Here is a 16,398-nt window from a genome sequence, read left to right on the forward strand (position 1 = left end):
CGCGGCCCCGGCGACGGGACCGCCTTCGGCGGCCTGCTCCGCCGCTGGCCGCGTGCGCCATGCCCGACGGCGTCGCCGCGGTGTTCCCCGGCGACGAGCGCACCTGCCTACGCCTCGGCCTGCCCCGGCTCAGCCGGTAGCACGGGGCAGGCCGCGGGCCGGGTCAGACCGTCTCGCCCGCCGGGATGCGGGTCGCGTCGGTCGCGGCGACGAGGACGGGGCCCTCGCCGACGCCCACGGTCACGGTGTCGCCGGGCATGATGCCGGCGGCGGCGGGGCTGGGCAGGTCGACGAGGGCCTCGTCGCCGTCGCCGAGCCGCACCGACAGGCGGGTCAGCGCGCCGTGGAAGGTGCGGACCACGACGAGGGCGCTGCCGGTCTCCGAGGCGGACAGCGTCATCGCCTCGGGTCGCACCAGCACCGCCACCTCGCCGGGCACGGCGTCGCTGCCCTCGGCGACCGGCCGGTCGGCGCCGAGGACCCGTACGGTGCCGTCGGAGCCCAGCACGCCCGGCAGCCGGTTCATCGTGCCGACGAACTCGCCGACGAACGGGGTGGCCGGGCGGTGGTACAGCGTGTCGGGGTCGGCCAGCTGCTCGAGGCGCCCGGCGCGCATGACGCCGACCCGGTCGGCGACGCTGAGCGCCTCGCCCTGGTCGTGGGTGACGAACAGGGTCGTGATCCCGAGCCGCTGCTGGATGCGGCGGATCTCGTCGCGCAGCTGGACCCGCACCTGCGCGTCCAGCGCCGACAGCGGCTCGTCGAGCAGCAGCACCCGCGGCTCGATCGCCAGGGCCCGGGCCAGGGCGACGCGCTGCTGCTGGCCGCCGGAGAGCTGGTGCGGGTACCGCTTGCCGACATGACCGAGCCCGACGAGCTCGAGCAGGTCCGCGGCCCGCTTGCGGCGGGCCGCGGAGTCCACGCCGCGCACCCGCAGCCCGAAGGCGACGTTGTCGGCGGCGGTGAGGTTCGGGAACAGGCTGAAGGCCTGGAAGACCATGCCCATGTCCCGCTTGTTCGGCGGGGTACCGGTGATGTCCTTGTCGCCGACCCAGACGGTGCCGGCGTCGGCGGTCTCAAACCCGGCCAGCACCCGCAGGGCCGTGGTCTTGCCGCAGCCGGACGGGCCGAGCAGGGCGATGAACTCGCCCGGCTCGATGACCAGGTCGAGCCCGTCCAGCGCGTGCACCGCCCCGAAGCTGCGCCGCATGCCCAGCATGCGCACACCGACCGCAGTCATGAGTCACTCCGAGAAGTCTTGGGCCGGTCCGCGAGGGACACGACGAGCAGCAGGAGCCAGGTGAACAGCAGGCTGGCGGTGCTGACGGAGACGGACAGCTGCCCGTTCTCGCCGGAGATCTTCACCAGCCAGGTGGGCAGGGTGTCGAAGAGCAGGATGCTGGCGATGGTGTACTCGCCCAGCACCAGGCCCAGCGTCAGGAACGCCGCGCCGAGGACCGCGCCGCGCAGGTTGGGCAGCAGCACCCGCCATACGACGTCGAACCACGACGAGCCGAGCCCCCGCGCCGCGTCGACCAGTGTCCGCGCGTCGATGGCGCGGATGCCCGCGTCCAGGGAACGGTAGGCGAACGGGGTGGCCAGCACGATGTACACGACGACGAGGATGATCGGCAGCTCGGGGTCCTGCGAGGAGACCAGCGCGTCGCCGAACGGCGTGCCGGCCAGCTGGTTGGGGCCCAGCGCCAGCATGTCGCGCACGCCGGCGACGAGCGCGATCGGCGGGATGACCAGCGGCAGCAGCGACAGGCCCTCGACGATCGGGCGCAGCTTCGGCAGCCGCAGCGTCACGGCGAGCATGGCGGGCACGGTCACCAGCAGCACGCCGAGCACGGTGAGCACCGCCAGGGACAGCGAGCGGCGAAGCGCCCCGGCGAAGCCCTCGGCCTGCGGGATGCTGGTGTAGTACTCGCCGGTCACGCCGCCGTGGACCTTGTCCTGGACGGTGAACCACACGGCGGCGGCAAGCGGCACCAGGAAGTAGACCGCCGCAAGGCCGAGGACGACCGTCCGGGTCGCGTTGAATCGCCGTTTCCGCTTGTGTACCGCGGGAGCCTCGACCGGCCGCGTCAGCACGGCGGTCACCGAAGCCACCTCGCCGTGCGGCGCTCGATCGTCCAGTAGGCGGCCATGACGATGGCGACCAGGACGATCATCTCGATGGCCAGGGCCGCGCCGACGCCGGCGTTGTCGGCCGAGACGTTGCCCGACAGGGCGTTGGCGATCTGCAGCGTGACCAGGGGTACCGTCGCGCCGACCATGGCCTGCGCGGTCGCGAACGCCGACAGGGAGCCGCAGAACAGCAGCAGCGCCCCGGCCATGACGGGCGGGGCGAGCAGCGGGCCGGCGACGTGGCGCCAGTACTGCCAGCGGGTCGCGCCGAGGTTCTCCGCCGCCTCGGACCACTCGGCGCGCACGCCGTCGAGGGCCGGTGCGATGACGATGACCATCAGCGGTACCAGAAAGTACAGATAGACGACGGCGAGGCCGCCGAACTGGTAGAGGCTGAACGGGGAGTCGGCCAGGTCGAAGCCGGTCCAGTCGTGCAGCAGGCCGGTGACGATGCCGGCGTTGCCGATCGAGGCGATGAACATGAACGCGAGCGGCACGCCGCCGAAGTTGGCCAGCACGCCGGACGCGGTGAGCACCAGCCGGCGCAGCACGGTGCCGCCGGAGAGCACGGCGCGCGCGACGAGCAGGCCCACCACGGCGCCGAGCACGGCGCAGACGACGGAGAGCTTGACGGAGCCCCAGAACGCCGAGCGGTAGCCGCTGCCCAGGGAGGACTTGAGCGAGTCGCCCTCGAACGCCCCGGTGGCCAGCGCGATCACCGGCAGTACCAGGCCGATGAGCATCACGATGAGGAACGGTGCGACCGCCAGCCAGGGGCCGCACCGCCGGGCACGGTCCGTGAAGGACCGTGCCCGGACAGTGTTGACGGCGGGGGTGGTCACCCGTTCAGCGCCTTGGTCCAGCCGTCGGTGAGGACCTTCTTGGCCGCGTCGACCTGGTCCGGGGCGGGCAGCTGCGCCTTGGTGGTGTCGACCTGCGGCAGGGCGGCCACGAGGGTGGCGTCGGCCTTGCCGGAGGTGGTCATCTTCGGCAGCCGGACCGGCCGGGCGAAGCCCTTCAGCCACAGGTTCTGGCCCTCGTCGGAGAAGAGGAACTCCTCCCACAGCCGCGCGGCGGCCGGGTGCGGGGCGGTCTTGTTGATCGCCTGGCAGTAGAAGTTGCCGTAGACGCCGTCGGCCGGGACCGCGACCTTCCAGTCGATGCCCTTGGCGGCCAGTTCCTTGGTGTAGCCGGCGTTGAGGTAGTCCCAGTCGATCGAGATCGGGGTCTCGCCCTTCTCGATGGTGGCCGGGGTCGACTCGACCGGGATGTAGTTGCCCGACTTCTTCAGCGCGGCGAAGTAGTCGATGCCGGGCTGGATGTTGGTGAAGCTGCCGCCGTTGGCCAGGGCCGCGGCGAACACGCCGGCGAAGGCCGAGCCGGACTTGGTCGGGTCGCCGTTGAGCGCGACCTTGCCCTTGTACTCCGGCTTCTTGAGGTCGGCGAACGTCTGCGGGCAGACGGCGATCTTCTTGGCGTCGCAGCCGATGGAGATGTAGCCGCCGTAGTCGTTGTACCAGGCGCCGTCGGCGTCCTTCTGGTTGTCCGGGATGTCGGCCCAGGTCTGCACCTTGTACGGCGCGAACAGGCCCTCCTTCGCGCCCGACTGGGCGAAGGCGCCGCCGAGGTCGAGCACGTCCGGCGCGCGGTCCTGGCCCTTGAGCGACTTGACGGCGTTGATCTCGTCCTGGCTCGAGCCGTCCGGGTTGTCGCTGTTGACCTTGATGCCGTACTTGGTGCTGAACGTGTCGATGAGCTCGCCGTAGTTCGCCCAGTCGCGCGGCAGCGTGATCACGTTGAGCTGGCCCTCGGCCTTCGCGGCCGCCACCAGGGCGTCGAGCCCGCCGATGTCCTGCACGGACGTCGCCGCGGCGGCGCCGGTCTTGTTGTTCTGGGCGTCCGCGGCCTTCTTGGACGAGCCGCAGCCGGCCACGGCGGCGACAACCGTCGCCGACAGGAGGCCGGCGACGAGCCCGCGTCGCACGATATTGCGTTGCATGGAGTGCTCCCGATGCTGAGGAGCCGAAACGTCTTCGGCGCGCTCAGCGTCGGGTCGACTGTTTGCCTGTTGTTGAACGCTGAATGTCAGGCGGGCCGATACGTCCCCAACACCCTCGTGACGGTGACCATGATCACCACGCGCTCCGGGTTGGCCCTGGGCTGCTTGTACCTTTTTGCGTAGCGCACCTCCGCGTCCTGTACCGCCGCGGGATCGGTCTCGATCGTGGCGTGCCCTTCGAGCGTGCTCCAGCGCCGGCCATCGATCTGGCATATCGCGATCTGTGCGTTGTACCCGATATTTCGCACTTTTTGCGATTTGCCGGATGTGATGATGCGCGCCGTACCGGTGGCCGGGTCGTAGGTGGCGCCGACCGGGACGCTGTGCACGGTGCCGTCGCGGCGGATCGTGCTGAGCGTGCACAGGTGCCGCTCGGTCCAGAACTCCTCGAGGCTCACGCGCTGGTCACCTTGCCGTCGGCAACCTCGATGTGCCGGTTGGTGTGCACCGCCTCGAGCATCTGCCGGTCGTGGGTGACCAGCAGCAGCGTCCCCGGGTAGCTGTCCAGGGCCGACTCGAGCTGCTCGATCGCCGGCAGGTCGAGGTGGTTGGACGGCTCGTCGAGCACCAGCAGGTTCACGCCGCGCCCCTGCAGCAGCGCCAGGGCGGCGCGGGTGCGCTCGCCGGGGGAGAGGCTGCGCGCCGGGCGCAGCACGTGGCCCGCCCGCAGCCCGAACTTCGCAAGCAGGGTGCGCACGTCGGCCGGGTTCTGGTCGGGCACCGCGAGGCGGAACGCGTCCAGCAGCGAATCCTCGCCCTCGAACATCCGCCGGGCCTGGTCGACCTCGCCGACGACGACACCGGGGCCGAGATGTGCGCGGCCCTCGTCCAGCGGCAGGCGGCCCAGCAGCGCCGCGAGCAGGGTCGTCTTGCCCGAGCCGTTCGCGCCGGTGATCGCCACCCGGTCGGCCCAGTCGATCTGCAGGTCGACGGGGCCGAGGGTGAAGGATCCCCGGCGTAGCACCGCGCCATTGAGCGTGGCGACCACCGCGCCGGCCCGGGGCGCCGCGGCGATTTCCATTTGCAGCTGCCACTCCTTGCGCGGCTCCTCGACCACCTCGAGCCGCTCGATGAGCCGCGCGGTCTGGCGCGCCTTCGCCGCCTGCTTCTCCGTCGACTCGATCTTCTTCGACTTGCCGATCTTGTCGTTGTCCGGCTGCTTGCGCCGCGCGTTCTTGATGCCCTTCTCCATCCAGGCGCGCTGCATCCGGGCGCGGGCCTCGAGGTCGGACTTCGTGTCGGCGTACTCCTCGTAGCGCTCCCGGGCGTGGCGCCGCGCGACGGCCCGTTCCTCCAGGTAGGCCGCGTAGCCGCCGCCGTAGAAGTGCACCTGCAGCTGGTGCAGGTCCAGCTCCAGGATCGCGGTCGCGGTGCGGGCCAGGAACTCCCGGTCGTGGCTGACCACGATGACCGTCTTGTTGCGCTGCCCGTTGACGAACGCCTCGATCTTCGCCAGGCCCTCGAGGTCCAGGTCGTTGGTCGGCTCGTCGAGCAGCAGCACGTCGTAGCGCGACAGCAGCAGGCTCGCCAGGCCCGCCCGCGCCGCCTCGCCGCCGGACAGCGCCGTCATCTCCAGGTCGAGGTCCACGGCCAGCCCCAGGTCGGCGGCGACCTCCTCGGCGCGCTCGTCCAGGTCGGCGCCGCCGAGGGCGAGCCAGCGCTCCAGGGCGACGCTGTACTCCTCGGCCGCCGCGTCGCCGTCGCCGAGCTGCTCGGCGGCGGCGTCCATGCGCCGCTGCGCCTCGGCGACGCCGGTGCGCCGGGCCAGGAACGCGCGCAACGACTCGCCTGGGTGCCGGTCGGGCTCCTGCGGCAGGTACCCGACCGTCGCCGTCGGCGGGCTGAGCTGCACGGCGCCCTGCTCGATCGGCAGCAGCCCGGCCAGCGTGCGCAGCAGCGTCGACTTGCCGGCCCCGTTGACCCCGACGAGCCCGATCACGTCCCCGGGCGCCACGACCAGGTCCAGGCCCATGAACAGGGCCTTGTCCCCGTGACCGGCCGCGAGATCCTTGACCACCAGTGTTGCTGACACGCGCTGCTGCCTCCGATTCTGTCGTACCCCCCGACTAGTGTCCTCGATCGAGGAGTAGCGTGAATTCTGAAACGCGATCGGATCGAAACGGCTTGCTCTCATGGGGAGAACAACCTTGAGCACATCAGCACCGGCCGGCTCGGCTCCGGCGGCCGCCGCCGCGGAGGACACCGTCCTGACCCACCGGCAGATCGTCACGATTCTGATCGGCCTCATGATGGCCATGTTCCTCGCCGCGCTCGACCAGACCGTCGTGTCGACGGCCATGCGGACGATCGCCGACGACCTCGGCGGGTTCTCCCTGCAGGCGTGGGCCACGACCGCGTTCCTCATCACGTCGACGATCTCCACGCCGCTCTACGGCAAGCTGTCGGACATCTACGGGCGCAAGCCGTTCATCCTGTTCTCGATCGGCATCTTCATCGTCGGCTCGGTGCTGTGCGGCGTCGCCGGCAACATCTACCAGCTGGCCGCGTTCCGCGCGGTGCAGGGCATCGGCGCCGGCGGCCTGTTCTCCCTCGCCTTCGCCATCATCGGCGATGTGGTGCCGCCCCGGGAGCGGGCCAAGTATCAGGGGTACTTCCTCGCCGTCTTCGGCACCTCGAGCGTCCTCGGCCCGGTGCTCGGCGGCTTCTTCGCCGGCTCCAGCGAGATCCTGGGCGTCACCGGCTGGCGCTGGATCTTCTACATCAACGTGCCGATCGCCCTCGCCGCGTTCCTCGTCGTCATGCGCGTGCTGCACATCCCGCACCGCCGCCAGGACCACCGCATCGACTGGCCGGGCGCGCTCACGCTCATCGTCACACTCGTGCCGCTGCTGACCGTCGCCGAGCAGGGCCGCGAGTGGGGCTGGGGCTCGGGCCGCTCCCTGCTGTGCTACGGCATCGGCGCCGTCGGCCTGGTGCTGTTCCTGCTCGCCGAGTTCGGATACAAGGACGACGCCCTCCTGCCGATGCGCCTCTTCCGCGGCCGCACGTTCTCGGTCGCCTCGATCTCGAGCTTCATCCTCGGCATGGCGATGTTCGGCGGCCTGCTGACGCTGCCGCTCTACCTGCAGATCGTCAAGGGCGCGACCCCGACGAAGGCCGGCCTCATGCTGCTGCCCCTGGTGCTCGGCATCATGAGCGGCTCGATCATCTCCGGCCAGGTCATCGCCCGCACCGGCCGCTACCGCATCTTCCCGATCGTCGGCGCCGCCCTGATGCTCGCCGCGCTCGTGCTGTTCTCCCGCATCGGCGCCGACACCCCGCTGTGGCGCACGATGCTCATCATGGCGCTCATGGGCCTCGGCCTGGGCGGCAACATGCAGCCCGTGATCACCGCGGTGCAGAACGCGGCCAGCCCGCGCGAGATCGGCGTCGCCACGTCGACGGTCACGTTCTTCCGCTCGATGGGCGGCACGCTCGGCGCCGCCGTGTTCCTGTCGATCCTGTTCAGCCTCCTGCCGGACAAGATCAGGTCCGCCTTCACCGCGGCCCAGTCCACCACGGCCTTCCGCTCCGCCGCCGCGGCCCACCCCGACCAGGTCGCCGCCCTGCAGAGCACCACCACGTCGGGCTCGTCCAGCTCCCTGAACGACACGTCGTTCCTGGAGAAGCTCGACGCCACCCTGGCCCACCCGTTCAAGGTCGGCTTCTCCGACTCGATGAGCGTCGTCTTCCTCGTCGCCTCGGCCATCATGGTCGCCGGCCTCATCGCCATCCAGTTCCTGCCGGAGATCGCGCTCCGCTCAATGTCCGCGGCCCAGGCCCGCGCCGCCGAGGACGCCGCCGCCGACGGCGCCGCCGCGGCCGCCGCCTCACCCGCGGCCGGTGCCGCCCTCGCGTCCACTGCCGCCTCGGCCTCCGCCGCCGGCGCTGCCGAACCCGCCCCTGCGGGCGCCCCGGCCTCCTCCGCCGCGGGCGGTGCCGCCCTCGCGTCCACCGCCGCCCCGGCCTCAGCGGATGGCGGCGCCGCGCCGCCATCCGCCTCGGTTGCGCCGCCTTCTACGTCCACCTCCGCCACCGCGTCAACCGAGGCCGGCACGCCGTTCGCCGCAGCCGCGTCCTCGTCGGCCTCCGCCTCGGCCGTGACGGCTGGCGGCGACGGGGCGCTCTCGGTGGACCCGACGGCCGGTTCCGCCTTCTCGGCCGCGTCGTCTCCCAACGGCGGCGGCGCATCGCCTACGCCGGCGTCGCCAAACGGTGGCCCGACGGCCGCTTCGTCAACGCCGGCCGCGATCTCCGGCGACGGCACCCACCTGGAGTCCTCCGCTTCGCTTTCGTCGCCGGCTGACTCGGCCGGCGGCGCTCACGAGGCGGACGCCGTGGCCAGCCCGGCCAGCGCCACTCACGCTCCGGCGCACGCCCGGCAAAGCGGCGTCCACGAGGCCGACGGCGAGGCCCCGACGTCGGACACCGAACCCCGCCACTCGTTGTAGCCCGCCGAGCTCGAGCCTCGCCCCGCAGCCGGCCCAAACCCAGTCCCCGCTCCGGAGCGCACTCAACTCAGTCCCGGCTCCGCTCACATACCACTCGAGGTGCCGTGCCGTGCTCGGCACGGCACCTCCGCTCCACCACTCGCCAGCTGCGCGGCCTCGCGGGCTTCGCGTTGCTTCGCGGCCTCGCGCGCTGGCCGTCCCGGCCAGCGGCACCCACGCTCCTGCGCACGCCTGCAGAGCGTGCGCCCGCAAGTAGACGGCCAGGCCCCACCTCGGAGACCCAACTCCGCCACTCGCCGTAGCTCGCCCAGCTCGCGCCTCATTCCGGGGCACGCCCAGGTCGCTTGTTGTTCGGGAGCCCGCCAACTCCAGCCCTGCTCCGAAGCGTGCGCAGCTCGGGGCCTTGCTCCGCTCGTACCCGCCCGGGGTGCCATGTCGGCTCGACACGTCGCTTCCGCTCCGCCACTTGCCGGCTCGCCGCTTGGCGGCCTCGCCTCACATCCTTGGCGCCGGCCCGCATTATGTTTCCGCGATCACGAATTTTCGGGCCTCTGAACGGCCGGTTTTTCATGATCGCGGAAACATGATGTACCCAGGTGTGCGTTTTCTTTCCGCCATCATCGAGAAAACCAGCCTCTGCGGCGCAGAATATGCATGATCGCGGAAACAAAACGCCGCTGACACCTCGTGCGCACCCAGGTGGTGCGTCGCCGCACCCGGCAGGTGCATAGCCGGAGAGCCGCAGGCGACCGCTGGTACTTTGACCCCATCCACTGGCCGAAGAACAGGTGGTGCAATTGACGGGCGCGACTTCCAGCATCACATACCAGCCGCGCCTGCCCGATTCACCATTCGCGCTCTTCAGCATTGCCTGACGCGAAACCGCTCCAACCTAGCATCCTAGGACGCCCTCGGCGATGTGGCCGTCATCGCTCGTGTCCAAACTTCAGCCACTCGATATAGTCGGCGACCGCCCGATCCAGCTGCCATTGCGCATGCCACCCGGCGCCTCGAATCCGCGTCGTGTCGAGGTAGGGGATCAGCGCACCGCCGTTGCCGGTGGTCAGGCTCGGATGAAACCCGGGGGAGTGCCGCGTTATGGCCGCGGCGACCTCACCGTTGGTCGTCGGCCGCCCACCCCCGACGTTGTACACCCGGTGCGCGAGCCCGCCCGCCGTCGCGAGCATGGCGAGCGCAGTGCCGCAGTCCGGCGCGTACAGCATGTCCGCCCCGCCATCGGCGTTCACCGCGGTCCGTTGCGCATCGGCGTGTCCATCACCGCCTCCGGAATCGCCGCGGCGCCTGCCTTCGTCGCCTGCGGCGTTCGTCGTTCGGGGTCCGCGACCAACAGCTTCAGTGCTTCGACCACTGCCGGCGCCGTTGCCGTACTCGGGATCGCTGCTGTCGCTGGGGCCGTGCGAGTGTGTGCTGGCGCGCGCGGCGGCGTGGATCATGCCCGGCGCCGCCAGGAACGGGCTTGCCGGTCGGCCGAGTGGTCCCCAGATGCCGCCGATGCGGGCGACGATCACGTCGAGGCCGCTTGCGAGCGACAGGATCTCCGCGGACTTCTTCGCCGCCGGGATCGGGTGCGGCGAGGTGACGGGCAGCGGCGCGTTCTCGTGCCAGGGCAGTGTCTCGACGCCGGCGTACACGCCGATGCTGCTGGCGACGACCACCCGCCCAACGTTCCATCGCGCCGCCGCCGACAGCACCGTCAGCAGCGCGTCGACGTTGCCGCGTAGTTCCGCGAGTAGTGGCTCGCGCCCCAGCGGGACCGCGGCCAGGTGCACGATGGCGGTGATCCGGTGTCGCCTTCCGACTGCGGACAGCGACTCCGGATCGGTGCAGTCGAGCTTCGCGACTTCCAACGCGCTCGGTAGTAGCGGCGATTCGGTGCGTGTCCGCGACGCAGGCAGCACCTCGGCGCCTGCCTGGAGCAGTGCGCGGGTGGTGTGACTGCCGATGAAACCCAGCCCGCCGGTAACGAGAATCAAGCGATCTCCCCAGGTCGTGTGGATCGATAGCGTGCTAGCGAAATGTAGCCGGGAACTCGTTAGCATGCAAACGTGACCGACGTGATCCGGCTGCTGACGCGCGCTCAGAAGCTGCTGCGAGCGGCCGCCGACGAGGCAATGAGCGCCCACGGCGTGCGCATCGGCCAGAACCTCGTACTCGAGGTGCTCTGGGAGCGCGACGGCCTGTCACCGGGCGAGCTGGCCGCTCGGCTGCAGGTGGCCACGCCCACCGTGGTGAACACGGCGACACGCATGGTGAAGGACGGCCTGATCGATCGGCGCCCCGATCCCGGCGACCGCCGGCTGGTCCGCCTGTACCTGACGGAAAAGGGCCGCTCGGCCCAGGCCCCGATCGAGGAAGCCAGGGCCCGCCTCGCAGCTCACGCCCTGGCAACACTGACCGCGGAGGAACGCGAAACGCTGGCGACCGCCCTGCAGAAGATCGTCGACCAGATGCAGTCCCCGCCGGCCCGCTGAGTGGCCTGAAGCGCGCGGCTTGGGCGCCGCGCGGCTTGGGCGCCGCGCGGCTTGGGCGCCGCGCGGCTTGGGCGCCGCGCGGCTTGGGCGCCGCGCGGCGATTGACGGGTCGTGTCTTACGGCTCGTATTGTGGTCGGTGCGCTGAATGGGCGGTGCTGGTCCCGTACGGCAGTCCGGATCATCTCTGCGGTGCGTGACGTCCTGACCGCGCTGCGTTTGGTCGCGATGCCGGGCGTCTTCCTACCGGGCCTGGCTCATGTATTCGGTGCCGGCTCCGTGGGCACGTACGCGGTAGTCAGTTCGCGGCGCGCCAGTTCTGCCGGGTGATGAGCACGCGGGCCTCGTCGGCGAACTCCGCTTCGACGGTCACGGCGTACTGCCCGGCCTGCAGCGAACTGCGCGAGGTGAAGTCGCGGCGACCGCCGGTGAGTGCGTGCGCGATGGCGCCGAACACGCCGCCCCACAACGCGCCGACGAGGATCGTGGTGACCAGGATGCCCAGCCAGTTCGAGTCGCTGAACAGTGTGAACAGGATGCCGACGAACAGCCCGAACCACGCACCACTGGCGACGCCGGCGAGCGCGGCCCGGCCGACGGTGAGTCGACCGAGCACGTTCTCGACGAGCCGGAGATCAGTGCCGATGATCGCGGTCCGTTCAACCGGAAAGCCGTTGTCGGACAGGTAATCCACCGCCTGCTGCGCGCCGGCGTAGTCGGCGTAGCGCGCGACCGTGACGGTGCTGCGGCCCAACTCGACCAGCTCGTCGATGTTCGGGTTCGGCACGCTGACGTCGGCTGTGCCTTCGGCGCCGGGCGCCGCGGACGCAGCAGCGACGACCACAGGCTCGGCAGCTGAAGCCGCCGGCTCAGCAGTGTTTGAGACGGCTTCGGAGGTGGCGGCTTCGGACGGGGCGGCCGCGGCTTCGGAGGTGACGGCTTCCGACGGGGCGGCTTCGGCTTCGGAGGAGGCGGCCTCGGACGGGGCGGCTTCGGACGGGGCGGCTTCGGAGGAGGCTGTCGCGGATGCGGGGGAGGCGGGTTCGGGAGTGGATGCCGAGGGGTCAGGAGTCGCCGCAGACTCGGCGGCGGGCGGTTCGTCCTTCGGGGGGGTCGTCATGCGCGACAGGGTAGAGATGTCCGGGCTGTCCCGCCCGTTTCGCCACGGCGTTTTGAGACTGCCCGCCGGATGCCGGCCCGCCACTGTCGCGTTCCGTGCTCGGCACCCAGCGCGCGGTACTTGTGGCGAGTGCGGTGCGTGCAGACGGTCACCCGGAGGGTACCGATCGGGGTGAGGACTCAGGGGTCGGTCAGGGCGTTACCCGAGGTCGCCGAGCCGCTTCGGCGGGCAACCTTGTTGGCATGACCGACATCAAGCGTCTCCGCCGCTCGCAGACCGACCGCACCGTCGCCGGTGTGCTGGGTGGCATCGGCGAGTACCTGAACACCGACTCGACCATGGTGCGCGCCGTCTTCCTTCTGTCCATCCTGCTGACCGGTGGCGTGGCCGTGCTGGCGTACCCGATGCTGTGGATCGTCATGCCGGAGGCGCCGCCGGCGCCGGTCAGCCCTGCGCCGAACGATCACCTGACCTATGGTGCGTGAGTGGGCCGCGATCCCGGGGTGACGATCCAGGCACGGATCGTGCCGCCGGCGTCGCGGCCTGTCACCGCGCCCGCCGACGCCACGGTGCCCACCGGCGCCGCCGTGCGCGGCGCCCGAGCGGTGCTGCTCGCGCACGACGGGCCGGAGTACGAGCGCATCGCCGGCCTGTCGCAGCGCTTTGCGCACTATCACGTCGTCCTGCTGTCACCGGGCAGCCGCAGCGAGTGGTACTCGGCCAACCCCGCCTATGCCGCCGCGCTCGTGCACGATGTGTTACCGGCTCTGCCACCCGGGCCCGTAGTGGGGCTCGGCGCCAGCCTCGGCGGGCTCGCCCTGTTGCACGCGGAGACCATCTACCCGGGACGGTTTGCCGGGCTGTTCCTGCAGTCGGGGAGCTTCTTCACCGCGGAGCTCGACCCGCAGGAGGCCGGGTTCCCGTGGTTCCGCCGGATCACCGCCTTCGTGCAGACCGTCCGGCCGGTAGCGGCTCGCGTGGTCTTGACGTGCGGGCGTGACGAGGAGAACCTGCTGAACAACCGGGCGATGGCGAGCCGGCTCGGCGCGCCGCTGCTCGAGCTGCCGGGTGGTCACTCGATGGTCACCTGGCGTGATGCGCTCGACCCGCACCTGCACCGCCTTTTGCAGGAGGTCACGGATGACCGAGACGAAACCAAACGCGACGGGGCCGGTACCCACGGCGCGGCGGCCGCGCAAAGCTAGGCCAGCGCCTACGGAGGATTCGCCGCGCCGGGGGGCGCGGTCGGCGTGTGCGATGCGATGGCTCCACGAGGCGCGGTCGGCGCCTGCGATGCGATGGCTGCACGACACGCGACCGGCGCCTGCGATGCGGTGGCTCCACGAGACGCGACTGGCGCCTGAGATGCGATGTCTGCACGAGACGCGATGTCTGCACGAGATGCGACCGGCGCTCATCGCGGGTTCGCCGTGCCGGGTGCGGTCGGCGCCTGGGGTGCGATGGCCGATCGAGGCAAGGTCGGCGCACACGGCGGAGGCGTCATGACCGAGCATCTCGTCGGGCTGTTGCTCGGCACGGAACAGGACTGGCCGCGTGCGTACGAGACGCTGGTGCGCCGGCTCGGGACCGTCACCGACCGCAACGGTGCGGAGCACCGGCTGCGTACCGTGCGCGTGACCATCGAACCGTTCGGCCTGCGTGACCGTCCGTCGCACGACCTGGTCATCGACCGGCTCGCCTACTGGTACTACCACCCGCGCGAATGGCTCAAGAAAGTCGCGCTCATGGACGACGTGTACCTGCTCAACAGCCCGTTCACGTTCCAGTCCATGGAGAAGCATGCCGCCTACTGCGCGATGATGCGTCTCGGGCTGCATGTGCCCGAGACGGTGCTCGTGCCGTACAAGAACCCTGTCGACCATGCCAAGTGGGCGTACACGGCGGAGCAGTACAACCGGCCGTTCGATCTTGACGCCGTTGCGGAGCGGCTCGGGTACCCGCTGTTCATGAAGCCGTACGATGGCGGTGCGTGGGTCGGGGTGTCACGCATTGCCGACAGTGCGCAACTGCATGCGGCGTACGACGAGTCGGGCGCGCGGCTCATGCACCTGCAGCAGGCGGTCGAAGGCTATGACGTCTTCGCCCGGTCGTTGTCGATCGGGCCGGAGACGATGGTGATGAAGTTCCGGCCGGCGCTGCCGATGCACGAGCGGTACGAGGTGTCGCACGGGTTCCTGACCGACGCCGTCGGCGACGAGGTCGTCACGATCTCGCGGCTGGTCAACGCGTTCTTCCGGTGGGAGTTCAACTCCTGCGAGTGCCTGGTCCGCGACGGTGTGGTGTATCCGATCGACTACGCCAACGCGTGCCCGGACGTTGCGCTGACGAGCCTGCACTACTACTTTCCGTGGGCGATGACGGCGCTGCTGCGCTGGACGGCGTTCTGTGTGATCACCGGCCGCAAGGCGCGCCTCGACATGGACACCGCCCGCTACTTCGAGGTCGCGGACACCACCGACGGCTACCGCGACAAGCTCCAGCGCTACCGTGGGCTGGCCGACGCCTACTTCGACGTCGACGACTACCGCGAGTTCTGCGACACGACCCTGCGTCACGTGCCCGAGCTCGTTGCCGACTGGGTGGGCTCCGCCGACTTCGACGACCTCCTGGTGAGCACCGTACGCAGCACCTACCCGGCGCACGAGCACGACCGCTTCGTCGGCCACTTCCGCGGCCTGCTCGACCTGTGGCGCAACGACAACGCCGCATGACCGTATGCGCATGACCGTATGCGTATGACCGTATTCATATGACCGTACGACCGTTGCCGTTGCCGTTGCCGTTGCCGTTGCCGTTGCCGTTGCCGGGCCGGCGGCGGGGCACGCCAGCCCGCCGCCGGTTGGTCGCGCTGAGTGCGTGACCGGGTTCACGAGGATCGGTCGTTCGAAACGGTGACGCTGCGATAGTGCGCGTCACAATCTGCAGTTTCGGCAGCTGGGCGTCCGTGCTTCGGGCGTGTCGATCGCGTTGATCGTGAAAGCGGTGCTGCGGAAGGCGGATCCAACTCACAACCGAGGTCGCGTCGCGGGGTTACCGGGCTCGATGTCCGCTGGCGACGACGATGGCAGCGGGAGCAGAGTGTCGGTGTTCCCGGGTGGCTGTGTCAGCGGGGCCAGGCGGTCAGGCGCGAGCGCAGCGCGGCGATGCGTGTGATGTCCAGACCGTAGAAGGCGAAGCGGCCGTCGTCCAGGCGGTCGAGGTAGCGGCCGGCGGCGACGATGTCGTCGTCCTCCAAGGCCGGGTCCTGGCGGCGGGCCAGTTCGAGCAGCTCGTCGACCGTGTAGCGCTCCAAGGCCGCGGCGACGTCGATGTAGTCGCGTACCTCGCGGCGGTTCACCAGCGCGGCGACCTTCGTGGCGATGAGGTCGTCCAGGTGCATGACCGGGCCGACGTCCATCATCACGGGGCTCTGGCGGCGGTCCAGGCGGGAGAGGGTGAGGCGTACCGTGCGGGTGCCGTCGCCGACCGTGAACTCCCGCTGGTCGAAGCCGGCGAAGAGCTCCAGGAGGTCGTCGGCCTCCTCCTCGTGGACGGTGTAGCCGGCCTCGCGCAGGGCGGCGCAGACCGCGTCGGCGGCTGCGCCTGCGGCGCCGTCGGTGTCGGTGAACAGGTCGACGTCCTCGGTGGGGCGTTCGACGAGGCCGTTCATGAGCCAGGCGAAGCCGCCGCCGAGGACGAAGCCGTGACGCTCCGCCACTGCCAGGGCGACGCGGGCGACGTCCGTGTAGAAGGGGATCACCGGTTGCGCTCGGTGGGGGGCGCCGTCACCGTAGGTGCGTGGGCGGGGGTCACCTGGCGCGCAGTGCGGCGTGGCGGGACTCCCAGGCGCGGCGCACGCCGTGGGGGAGGTTGAGCTCCGGCCAGACCTGCACGAGCAGGCGCTTGTTGAGGAAGCGGCGCAGCTCGTCGTGGCGGATCGCCTCGCGCAGCACGTTCTCGTACATCCACAGCAGCAGGTCGTGGTTGTCGAGGTCGAAGCGGCGCTGCGGGTTCCACATCAGCCGCTGCGGCAGTTCGACGACGCCGTGCACCGGGCCGCGCAGTTCGCCGAGCGTTCGCGAAACCAGCGCAGGGCGATGCGGACGGGCCAGAAAGGCCACCGGTCCGCGCGCCGACTCGTCCTGCAT

15 protein-coding genes are annotated in these 16,398 nt (G+C 70.6%); 5 read left to right on the forward strand and 10 right to left on the reverse strand.

Translation table 11 applies throughout. The features are described 5' to 3' along the window. Window positions 1-163 precede the first annotated feature (163 nt). From ABD901_RS32140 to ABD901_RS32165, 6 genes are all read right to left on the reverse strand, one after another. Entirely contained in the window at window positions 164-1,240 is a 1,077-nt protein-coding gene (locus ABD901_RS32140; protein WP_345132434.1) for an ABC transporter ATP-binding protein, read from the reverse strand. Further along, window positions 1,237-2,103: an ABC transporter permease gene (locus tag ABD901_RS32145; RefSeq protein ID WP_345132437.1), complete on the reverse strand. Its 867-nt coding sequence runs from the start codon at window positions 2,101-2,103 to the stop codon at window positions 1,237-1,239. Before ABD901_RS32145 ends, ABD901_RS32140 begins: the two co-directional genes overlap by 4 nt. Continuing rightward, entirely contained in the window at window positions 2,100-2,972 is an 873-nt protein-coding gene (locus ABD901_RS32150; protein ID WP_345132439.1) for an ABC transporter permease, read from the reverse strand. Before ABD901_RS32150 ends, ABD901_RS32145 begins: the two co-directional genes overlap by 4 nt. Next, entirely contained in the window at window positions 2,969-4,129 is a 1,161-nt protein-coding gene (locus tag ABD901_RS32155) for an ABC transporter substrate-binding protein (RefSeq protein WP_345132441.1), read from the reverse strand. Before ABD901_RS32155 ends, ABD901_RS32150 begins: the two co-directional genes overlap by 4 nt. Before the next feature lie 86 nt (window positions 4,130-4,215). Next, window positions 4,216-4,587 carry a PPOX class F420-dependent oxidoreductase gene (locus ABD901_RS32160; RefSeq protein WP_345132442.1) on the reverse strand — a complete coding sequence of 124 codons (372 nt, stop codon included), beginning with the start codon at window positions 4,585-4,587 and terminating at the stop codon, window positions 4,216-4,218. Further along, window positions 4,584-6,221, reverse strand: coding sequence for an ABC-F family ATP-binding cassette domain-containing protein (locus ABD901_RS32165; protein ID WP_345132444.1), 1,638 nt, complete (start codon window positions 6,219-6,221; stop codon window positions 4,584-4,586). The genes ABD901_RS32160 and ABD901_RS32165 overlap by 4 nt, the downstream gene beginning before the upstream one ends. A gap of 115 nt (window positions 6,222-6,336) precedes the next feature. Here ABD901_RS32165 and ABD901_RS32170 point away from each other — a divergent pair, with 115 nt between their 5' ends. Then, on the forward strand, window positions 6,337-8,640 hold the full coding sequence (locus tag ABD901_RS32170; RefSeq protein WP_345132446.1) for an MDR family MFS transporter: 2,304 nt from the start codon (window positions 6,337-6,339) through the stop codon (window positions 8,638-8,640). Window positions 8,641-9,566: 926 nt separating this feature from the next. Here the strand turns inward: ABD901_RS32170 and ABD901_RS32175 are convergent. Beyond that, window positions 9,567-10,634, reverse strand: a complete 1,068-nt coding sequence (locus tag ABD901_RS32175) for an NAD-dependent epimerase/dehydratase family protein (RefSeq protein WP_345132448.1) — start codon at window positions 10,632-10,634, stop codon at window positions 9,567-9,569. Window positions 10,635-10,715: 81 nt separating this feature from the next. On the opposite strand from ABD901_RS32175, the gene ABD901_RS32180 reads away from it, so the two are divergent. Beyond that, complete coding sequence (locus tag ABD901_RS32180) at window positions 10,716-11,132, forward strand: MarR family winged helix-turn-helix transcriptional regulator (RefSeq protein WP_345132453.1); 417 nt, start codon at window positions 10,716-10,718, stop codon at window positions 11,130-11,132. Window positions 11,133-11,428: 296 nt separating this feature from the next. On the opposite strand, the gene ABD901_RS32185 is transcribed toward ABD901_RS32180, so the two are convergent. After that, window positions 11,429-11,884 carry a general stress protein gene (locus ABD901_RS32185; protein ID WP_345132712.1) on the reverse strand — a complete coding sequence of 152 codons (456 nt, stop codon included), beginning with the start codon at window positions 11,882-11,884 and terminating at the stop codon, window positions 11,429-11,431. 608 nt (window positions 11,885-12,492) lie between these two features. Between ABD901_RS32185 and ABD901_RS32190 the strand changes: the two genes are divergently transcribed. The 3 genes from ABD901_RS32190 (at window position 12,493) to ABD901_RS32200 (ending at window position 14,982) form a co-directional block, all read left to right on the forward strand. Further along, window positions 12,493-12,735 (forward strand): PspC domain-containing protein, encoded by a 243-nt coding sequence (locus ABD901_RS32190; RefSeq protein WP_345132456.1) that lies wholly within the window; start codon window positions 12,493-12,495, stop codon window positions 12,733-12,735. After that, entirely contained in the window at window positions 12,736-13,455 is a 720-nt protein-coding gene (locus ABD901_RS32195) for an alpha/beta hydrolase (RefSeq protein ID WP_345132459.1), read from the forward strand. It abuts the gene before it with no gap. 297 nt (window positions 13,456-13,752) lie between these two features. Continuing rightward, complete coding sequence (locus ABD901_RS32200; protein ID WP_345132461.1) at window positions 13,753-14,982, forward strand: ATP-grasp domain-containing protein; 1,230 nt, start codon at window positions 13,753-13,755, stop codon at window positions 14,980-14,982. A gap of 392 nt (window positions 14,983-15,374) precedes the next feature. Here ABD901_RS32200 and ABD901_RS32205 read toward each other — a convergent pair whose 3' ends face one another. After that, a complete protein-coding gene (locus ABD901_RS32205; protein ID WP_345132463.1) occupies window positions 15,375-16,010 on the reverse strand; it encodes a nucleotidyl transferase AbiEii/AbiGii toxin family protein in 636 nt (211 codons plus the stop codon). Between the two features lie 49 nt (window positions 16,011-16,059). Beyond that, window positions 16,060-16,398 (reverse strand): hypothetical protein, encoded by a 339-nt coding sequence (locus ABD901_RS32210; protein WP_345132465.1) that lies wholly within the window; start codon window positions 16,396-16,398, stop codon window positions 16,060-16,062.

This window comes from Dactylosporangium darangshiense (assembly GCF_039537565.1).
GTDB lineage: Bacteria > Actinomycetota > Actinomycetes > Mycobacteriales > Micromonosporaceae > Dactylosporangium > Dactylosporangium darangshiense.